General features: G+C 71.6%; 6 protein-coding genes. 3 read left to right on the plus strand and 3 right to left on the minus strand.

All coding sequences use genetic code 11. The features are described from left to right. Positions 1-340 precede the first annotated feature (340 nt). The 3 genes from ACIBLC_RS27095 to ACIBLC_RS27105 form a co-directional block, all read right to left on the minus strand. Complete coding sequence (locus ACIBLC_RS27095) at positions 341-1573, minus strand: DUF2690 domain-containing protein (RefSeq protein WP_399213806.1); 1233 nt, start codon at positions 1571-1573, stop codon at positions 341-343. A 688-nt stretch (positions 1574-2261) separates the two neighbouring features. Further along, positions 2262-2945: a DUF3017 domain-containing protein gene (locus ACIBLC_RS27100; RefSeq protein ID WP_399213920.1), complete on the minus strand. Its 684-nt coding sequence runs from the start codon at positions 2943-2945 to the stop codon at positions 2262-2264. A gap of 115 nt (positions 2946-3060) precedes the next feature. Next, positions 3061-3915 (minus strand): bifunctional methylenetetrahydrofolate dehydrogenase/methenyltetrahydrofolate cyclohydrolase, encoded by an 855-nt coding sequence (locus ACIBLC_RS27105; RefSeq protein ID WP_399213807.1) that lies wholly within the window; start codon positions 3913-3915, stop codon positions 3061-3063. A gap of 241 nt (positions 3916-4156) precedes the next feature. Here ACIBLC_RS27105 and ACIBLC_RS27110 point away from each other — a divergent pair, with 241 nt between their 5' ends. The 3 genes from ACIBLC_RS27110 (at position 4157) to ACIBLC_RS27120 (ending at position 7301) form a co-directional block, all read left to right on the plus strand. Continuing rightward, positions 4157-4798, plus strand: a complete 642-nt coding sequence (locus ACIBLC_RS27110; RefSeq protein ID WP_399213808.1) for an RDD family protein — start codon at positions 4157-4159, stop codon at positions 4796-4798. 164 nt (positions 4799-4962) lie between these two features. Further along, a complete protein-coding gene (locus tag ACIBLC_RS27115) occupies positions 4963-5721 on the plus strand; it encodes an FHA domain-containing protein (RefSeq protein ID WP_399213809.1) in 759 nt (252 codons plus the stop codon). After that, positions 5718-7301 (plus strand): protein kinase, encoded by a 1584-nt coding sequence (locus ACIBLC_RS27120; protein ID WP_399213810.1) that lies wholly within the window; start codon positions 5718-5720, stop codon positions 7299-7301. Before ACIBLC_RS27115 ends, ACIBLC_RS27120 begins: the two co-directional genes overlap by 4 nt. The last annotated feature ends 267 nt before the right edge of the window (positions 7302-7568 follow it).

Raw genomic sequence — 7568 nt, forward strand, 5'->3', positions numbered from 1 at the left:
CCGATGATCGATCTCTTGGCGTCAAGAGAGATCCGCCGTCAGGCTATCGCGCATCCGGAGGCCCGAGTGTCCGGGTCCGTGTGGCCCAGGCCACAGAACCCCGTGGGGACGCGGCAGCCGGGCTGGGAGAGTGGGCTCGGCGACCGCCGGTGGGGTACCGGGGTTCCGGGTCCAGTGGGGGTACCGAGCGTCCGCCCACCGATGGCGGCGGGCATTCCGGACGGGCGGAGCTTTCGCCCCCTCTGCCCCTGCCCTTCCCTGGCGGCGCCGGCCAGGACCCCTTCCGTCGCGCTGCGCGCTCGTCCCCAAAGACCTCAAGCGCCGGACGGGCCGACCACCGCTACTCCGTGCAGCCCTTCTCCCCCGAGGCCAGCGTCGCGCACGCCTTGGCGTCGCCCGCGTCCTTCACGGCCACCATCGGGGTGTACGCGTCGGTGTCCGCGTCGACCGACCCGGTCTGCTTGGCCTCGGTGCCGGAGGACACCTCGACCGTGTCGCCCACGGCGGCCTGGGTGACGCGGGCCCACGCGGCGGAGCAGGTCTCGCTGTAGCGGACCTCGACGAGGGTCGTGCCGACGGTGACGCTGGTGGCGGTCGTCGCCAGTTCGCCGCCGCAGCCCATGTTCTCCGGGTCCTTGCCGGTGCAGTCCGTGCCGCTGCACTTCACGCCGGCCGGCAGGTCGGGGTCGGGAACGGCGGCGGAGGACGTGGGCGCCTTGGGCTTGCTCTCGTCCTTCGTGTCCCCCTGGCTGGTGAGGAAGACGGCCGCGGCGACCACGACGAGCGCGCCGACGACCCCCGCGAGGAACATCGTGAGCCGCCGCTTGCGCCGCGCCCCGTCGGGCGAGCCCCCGCTCCCGGCGGAAGGCCGGGCGTCCTGAGGCGGACCCCCGGCAGGACCGGCGGTCCCGGCGGGTCTGGACGGACCGGCCGGACCCGCGGGCCCGAACTGCCCGCCGCCGGAGGACGGCGAGGCGACGACCCCCCAACCGCCGCCCCGCCCGGCACCGCCGGACGAGCCACCCGCGTACGAACCGCTCCCGTACGAACCGCTCCCGCGGGAGGAGGCCCCGCGCGAGGAGCTCCCACCCGACGAGTCCTCCACGTCCGCGGCCGACGGCTGCGGCGGCACCGACGGGGCCACCCCCGCGGGCCCGGCGATCCCCGGGGTCGCGGTGGCGCTGCCGCCCCTGCGGGTCTGCTTGGCGCCATTGCCGTTCGCCGGGGGCGCGCCGAACTCCCCGAGCGCGGCACGCGCCTGGGAGATCCGGATCGCTTCCATGGTCATGTCGTGGCGCATCTCCGAGCGGCTCCAGGCGCGCTCGGCCAGCTCCCACATGGTGGTCAGATGCGTGGGATTGGTGCCGGTCACCTCGGCCAGGGCGACGATCGCGCCCTTGGGCGCGAGCAGCCGTCCGTTGAGATAACGCTCCCAGGACGTCTTGCTGTAGCCCGTGCGGTCGGCCACGGCGGCGATGCTCAGGCCGCTCCGGTCGACGAGCCGGCGCAACTGGCTGGCGAACTCCCTGACCTGCGGATCGAGCTCATCCGGCAAGGCCCTCCAACGAGGCATGCTTCTCCCCCCTACTTCTTTCCCCCCGTACGAGACTGGTCTGTGCCCCCGTACGTGACTCACTGTTCACCCGCGCGCGGCACCTCGCCGTCGAGTCCTCGTTCTGGCTACCCACAGGGATGCGTTCGGTCAGGATCTCAGTTCCCGGGACAGGGGCGCACGGGAGCATTCGGGCGGAGACATGCACCGTTGCACGCCTGCTGGGCCGCGGTCCAGTGTCGCATCGGCATTGTTGTACGACCGGTCGAACTCCCGATTTACACACGGGACGTCCTGGACCGTCCCGATTGGCTACGTTAACCGGACCGTTGGGATGGATCAGCGTAAATCCTTGAACTTGTCAAGACATCGACGCAACCGGAACGCATGTGCCATCCCAGTCGGCATGGGAGCCGTCAGTACGCCCGGGCGTCACGAACTGCTTTTTAGGTGAGGAGAGTTGCCCCGGGCGCGGTTTCCGTTGCGTGGCGCGGACACCGTAGCGGAATGGTCACTTCCGTGCCACAGCGGGCTGACAGGTGTTGAAGGGGCCGCCCCTCTGCACAAGTGTTGCTCCCGGGCGGCACACCCGCCCGGTCGCGGCCCGTCCTGACTCGGGGGAGAGGACGGGCCGCAGCCGTGTCCGCCGTCACGGAGAACCCGGAGCTCCCCGACGGCGGACCGTGATGTGCGAATCGTGCGGTGCGGGTCAGCGGACCGTGAAGTGCAGGGTGTCGTCCAGGAACGGGATCTCCAGCCACGGATTGGGCTGCGCCATCATCGCGAGCAGCACGATGGCGATGCCGAGCACGCCGTAGGTGACCAGGTCCGTGAAACGGGAGCGGACCGCGAGCATGCCCACGTCCGGCAGGGTCCAGCGCAGTACGGCGCCGCCCAGCAGCGCGACACCGATCAGGATCGTGCCGTACCGGAACACGTCGAAGGCCGTCAGCAGCAGGCCGAGCCCGACCAGCGCGAGCACGGCGAGGATCGGCCACTGGCGTGCGGGCGCCGGGGCGTCGCTGGGGGCCGCACGGCCGCCGCCCTCGGGCCGTGCGGTGTCCCGGGTGAACAGCGGGAAGCGCCGCGTGGTGCGCCGGGGGTTGCCCTCGGCGTCGGGCGCACTCACCGGGTCGACCGCGACCGGCTCGGTGTAGTCGCTTTCGGCTTCGCCCTCCCCTTCGCTTCCGCCTTGGCTTCTGCCTCCGCTTCCGCCTTCGCTTCCGCGTCCGGCTTCGCCGGGCGAGTCCGGCCCATCGGGCTCAGCGGCCTCGCTCTCGGCGGCCTCGCTTCCGGCAGCCTCACGCTTGAGGGCGTCGCTCTCGGCGCGTTCGCTCTCGGCCCCGTCGTGGGTCGCTACCCGTACGGCCGGTCCCGCGCCGTTGCCCGACACGCCCCGTACGGCCGGCCCGGCGCCGTTGCTCAACCCGTTCCGCGTGGCCGCCGGCTCAGCGGTAAGGTCATCGGCCGTCTCGCCGGACCGCCCGTCCGTCTTCCCGGAGTTGCCCTCAGTCGACACTGCGCTCCGCCGCTTCCACCACGTTGACGAGCAGTTGGGCACGGGTCATCGGGCCGACGCCGCCCGGGTTCGGGGAGATCCAGGCGGCGACCTCGGCGACGCCCGGGTGGACGTCGCCGACGATCTTGCCGTCGGACCCGCGGGAGACGCCGACGTCGAGGACGGCCGCGCCGGGCTTCACGTTTTCGGGCCGGATCAGGTGCGCCGAGCCCGCCGCGGCGACGATGATGTCGGCCTGCCTGAGATGGGAGGCGAGGTCACGGGTGCCGGTGTGGCACTGGGTGACCGTCGCGTTCTCGCTGCGCCGGGTGAGCAGCAGCGGCATCGAGCGCCCGATGGTCACGCCACGGCCGACCACTACGACCTCCGCGCCCTTGATCTCGACACCGTACTGGCGCAGGAGGGTGAGGACGCCGTTGGGCGTGCAGGGCAGCGGGGCCGGCTCGTTCAGGACGAGGCGGCCGAGGTTCATCGGGTGCAGCCCGTCCGCGTCCTTGTCCGGGTCCATCAGCTCCAGGATGCGGTTCTCGTCGATGCCCTTGGGAAGCGGCAACTGGACGATGTAACCCGTGCAGGCGGGGTCCTCGTTCAGCTCCCGTACCACCGCCTCGATCTCCTCCTGCGTGGCGGTGGCGGGCAGTTCGCGCTGGATGGAGGCGATGCCCACCTGCGCGCAGTCGCGGTGCTTGCCGGCGACGTACTTCTGGCTTCCGGGATCGTCGCCGACCAGGACGGTCCCCAGGCCGGGCGTGACGCCCTTCTCCTTCAGGGCCGCCACGCGGACGGTCAGGTCGGACTTGATCGCGGCTGCGGTGGCCTTGCCATCGAGAATCTGGGCGGTCATGACCCCATCCTCCCGGATAACGGCGGCGTGGTTCCAATCGGGCGGAGCCGAAGTGATCAGAAAGATCACGAAGATTGCAGGTGCACAACTTATGTGCTCATCTTCTGGACAAGAACTGGCCTGTCACAGAACGATATGCGGTGCACCATCGCGGTCCGTGTTGGGGGGCATACCGCTCATATCGTGACGTTCCTCCGCGCAATCCGCACCGTCCCCGCCCCTTGCATGGAGGAATATCCCCATGAGTTTCGGCTCACCCAACCCGTACGGACAGCCGCAGGACCCGAAGCAGGGGCAGCCCGGCTACGGCTACCCCCAGCAGGGCCAGCCGCAGGGCCAGCCCGGTTACGGCGCCCCGCAGACACCCCCCGGCGTGCCGCCGCAGCAGGGCTACGGCTACCCCCAGCAGGATCAGCAGCAGGGCTACGGCTACCCGCAGCAGGGCCAGGGCCAGGCCGGTTACGGCTACCCGCAGCAGCCGGGCTACGGCGCCCAGCCGCCCTACGCGAACTGGGGCAAGCGCTTCCTCGGCACCCTGGTCGACATGCTCGTTTTCGCGGTCCCCTACATCCTGGTGATCGTCGGCAAGGACACCCCGGCGCTGATGGTGATCGGCGTCCTCGCCCTCTTCGGCATCGGGATATGGATGCTGATCCAGGAAGGCCGCACCGGCCAGACCATCGGCAAGAAGGCGGTCGGTATCCGTCTCGTGCGCGAGATCGACGGCCAGCCGCTCGGCGTCGGCATGGCGTTCGTCCGCCGCCTCGCCCACTTCCTCGACAGCCTGGCGTGCTACCTGGGCTGGCTGTGGCCGGCGTGGGACGCCAAGAAGCAGACCTTCGCCGACAAGGTGTGCTCGTCGATCGTGATCCGCACCTCGTGACCGACGCGACCGGCGAGCGGTGGCGCCCCTCAACTCGCTTGCACCGCTGAACAGTTCGCGCCAATCGCTCCAAGGGCCGTGTCTCCCTGTGCACAAGGGGAGACACGGCCCTGGTGTGTCGCCCTAACCTGACTGCGGCAGTTGCCAGGCCTGGGGAGCGCATCTTGTACAGCATCATCGTGGTACCTCCGCCGACCACGGAGGACGAGCGCCGCACCGACCGGAGCGCCGCCCAGTTCCGGCTCGCACCCGGCGAACGGCTGAGTTTCGGGCGTTCCGCGCGCGACAACGCCCTGTCGATCCCGCACGAGGGCGTCTCCCGCCGCGCCGGTGTCATCACCGCACAGGGCGCCTTCTGGACAGTCAGCAACCTCTCCGCGCACCAGACGTACGTCGTCGAGAACCCGGAGGGCGCGGGCGAGCACATCAAGGTCGGCCCCGGGCGCCTGGACGCTCCCGTCCCCTTCGAGTTCTCCCGGATCGTGCTGCCCGCGGCGGGCGACCTGCTGCCCATCGAGGTGTGGGCGCCCCGCCACGACTACCTCCGCTCCCCCGGCGACCTCGACGGTGTGACCACCACGCCCGCCTTCTCCGTGGACCGCACCAAGCGCTACTTCGCGGTCCTCGCCGCCCTGTGCGAACCCCGGTTACGCGGCGAACCGCACGCCCCGATCCCCACGGTCGACCAGGTCGTGGACCGGCTGCGCCCCCACTGGCCCTCCGCGAGCCGCGCCAACGTCCAGTGGAACATCGACTACCTGGCCGTCAAGCTCCGCCTCAAACCCGGCCCCGACACCGTGGACTCCGGCCCACGCCTCAACGGCAAGAAGGAGTCCCTGGTCTCCCTGGCCCTCCGCTTCGATCTCGTACGCGAGACCGATCTCACCGTCCTGACCGCGCCCGCGCCCCGGGGTACGCCATGAGCGATCCGTACGCGGTGTCGGTCCCCAAGGGCTACCGCGTGGGCAGTTGGGAGATACGCGCACCGATCGCGACGGGAGCGTTCGGGAGCGTGTACGAGGCACACCGCGCCGACTCGCGGGCCGGGCTCCCCGCCACCGCGGCCCTCAAGTTCCTCCCCACCGGCACCCACACGCCCCGCCAGCTCACCCACCTGCGCGAACTGGCCGAGCGCGAGCTGGAGTTGCTCAGCCGACTGCGCTCCGCACCCCGTCTGGTCCGCCTCTACGAGACCCTGACGGTCGACGACCCGGCCCGCCCCGCACTCGACGGCGCCACCGTCCTCGTACTGGAGAAGGCGGAGGGCTCACTGGCCGGGCTGCTGTCGCGGGCGCCGCGTCCCGCCGCCGGTGCCGCTCTGCTCGGCCAGATCTGCGAGGGGCTGGCCCAGTTGCACCAGGCGGGCTGGGTGCACGGGGATCTGAAACCGGCCAATGTGCTGCTGATGAGGGACGGTTCGGCCCGGCTCGCCGACTTCAACATGGCCGCCGAGATGGAGGGCACCCACGCGTACACGCCCGCCTTCTCGACGCCCGACTACACCCCGCCCGAGCTGCTGTGGGCGGAGATCGGCGAACGCGGCCGCCGGATCCGACCGTCGGCGGACATCTGGGCCTTCGGCGTCCTCGCCCACCTCGTGCTCACCGGCTCCTACCCGCTGCCCGGCGGTACCTCCTCGGCCCGCCGGGACGCCGCGGTCGCCTACGCGCGCGGCACGGAGGAGCTGCGTCTGTCTCCGCAACTCCCGGACGCCTGGCGGGAGATCGTGCGGGACTGTCTGGCCCGTACGCACCAGGAACGGGTCACCGGAGAGGCTCTGCTGCGACGCGTGGAAGCGGTGGCCGGTACGGGCGGGCGTTCCTCGCGGCTGCCCCGACTCCCCCGGCTGCCGCGGCTGTTCGCCCGGCGCAGGCGCCGGCCCGCGCTGGTGCTCGGCGGGTCGGCCGCCGCCACCGTGGCCGTCGCGGCGCTCGGATACGGCATCAGCACCTGGGCGGACGGCGACAGTCCCGCCGGGAAGGGCGCCGACCGGAGCGCGAACGTCACCGCCACCGCGTACGGCGCCGCCGACCTCCGTACCGACCGGGGCATCCCGCCCGCCTACCGGCTGCTGATAGTCGAGACGGCGCACGACTGCTCGCAGGGCGGCGTCACGCCCGCGCTGATGGCCGCCATGCTGAAGGTGGAGAGCGACTTCGACCCGGACCTGTCCGACCCCGCCAAGGACGAGTACGGCATCGCGCGTTGGACGCCGAGCGTGCTGCGCTGGTGGATGAACGACGACGGCACGCCCGAGGAGGAGGTTCCCGAGCCGCCCTTCCCGCCCGCCGAGTCGATTCCGGCGATGGGCCGCTACCTGTGCTGGATCGCGCCGCGGCTGGAGTCCGGCCTGCCGGGCGACCGCCGGGTGCTGATCGCCGCCGCGTACCGCACCTCGTACAAGAAAGTGAACGACGCGGGCGGAGTTCCCCCGAAGTACCGCCCGTACTCCGACCGCGTCGCTCACTACCTCAAGGAGTACACCCCACCTGGGAAGAAGTGACCCTCAGAGTTCCGAGGTACCCCGCGGTCGCCGCGGGCCGCATGGTGTGGGTGCCGCACCGAGAGCGGAGTCGGCGACGGGGACCCACGGGATACGGGGGTACGGGGGATGTCCGGGAAGCACGCGTTCGTCTCAGTGTGCGCGGTCGTGGGGGGCCCCCCGGCCCCCCCCCCCGGGGGGGCCGGCGGGCCACGGGGCGGGGGGCCCGGCCCCGGCAACACGCGCCCCCCCCCGCCCCCGCCACCCCCCGCGGACCTGCCGCCAGAA

The sequence above is a fragment of the Streptomyces sp. NPDC050535 genome (assembly GCF_044457665.1).
GTDB lineage: Bacteria > Actinomycetota > Actinomycetes > Streptomycetales > Streptomycetaceae > Streptomyces.

What these genes read in the sequence shown, in the direction of transcription:
- ACIBLC_RS27095 (WP_399213806.1), bottom strand. Translation starts at nt 1,573, where the DNA reads ATGCCTCGTTGGAGGGCCTTGCCGGATGAGCTCGATCCGCAGGTCAGG.
- ACIBLC_RS27105 (WP_399213807.1), bottom strand. Translation starts at nt 3,915, where the DNA reads ATGACCGCCCAGATTCTCGATGGCAAGGCCACCGCAGCCGCGATCAAG.
- ACIBLC_RS27110 (WP_399213808.1), top strand. Translation starts at nt 4,157, where the DNA reads ATGAGTTTCGGCTCACCCAACCCGTACGGACAGCCGCAGGACCCGAAG.
- ACIBLC_RS27120 (WP_399213810.1), top strand. Translation starts at nt 5,718, where the DNA reads ATGAGCGATCCGTACGCGGTGTCGGTCCCCAAGGGCTACCGCGTGGGC.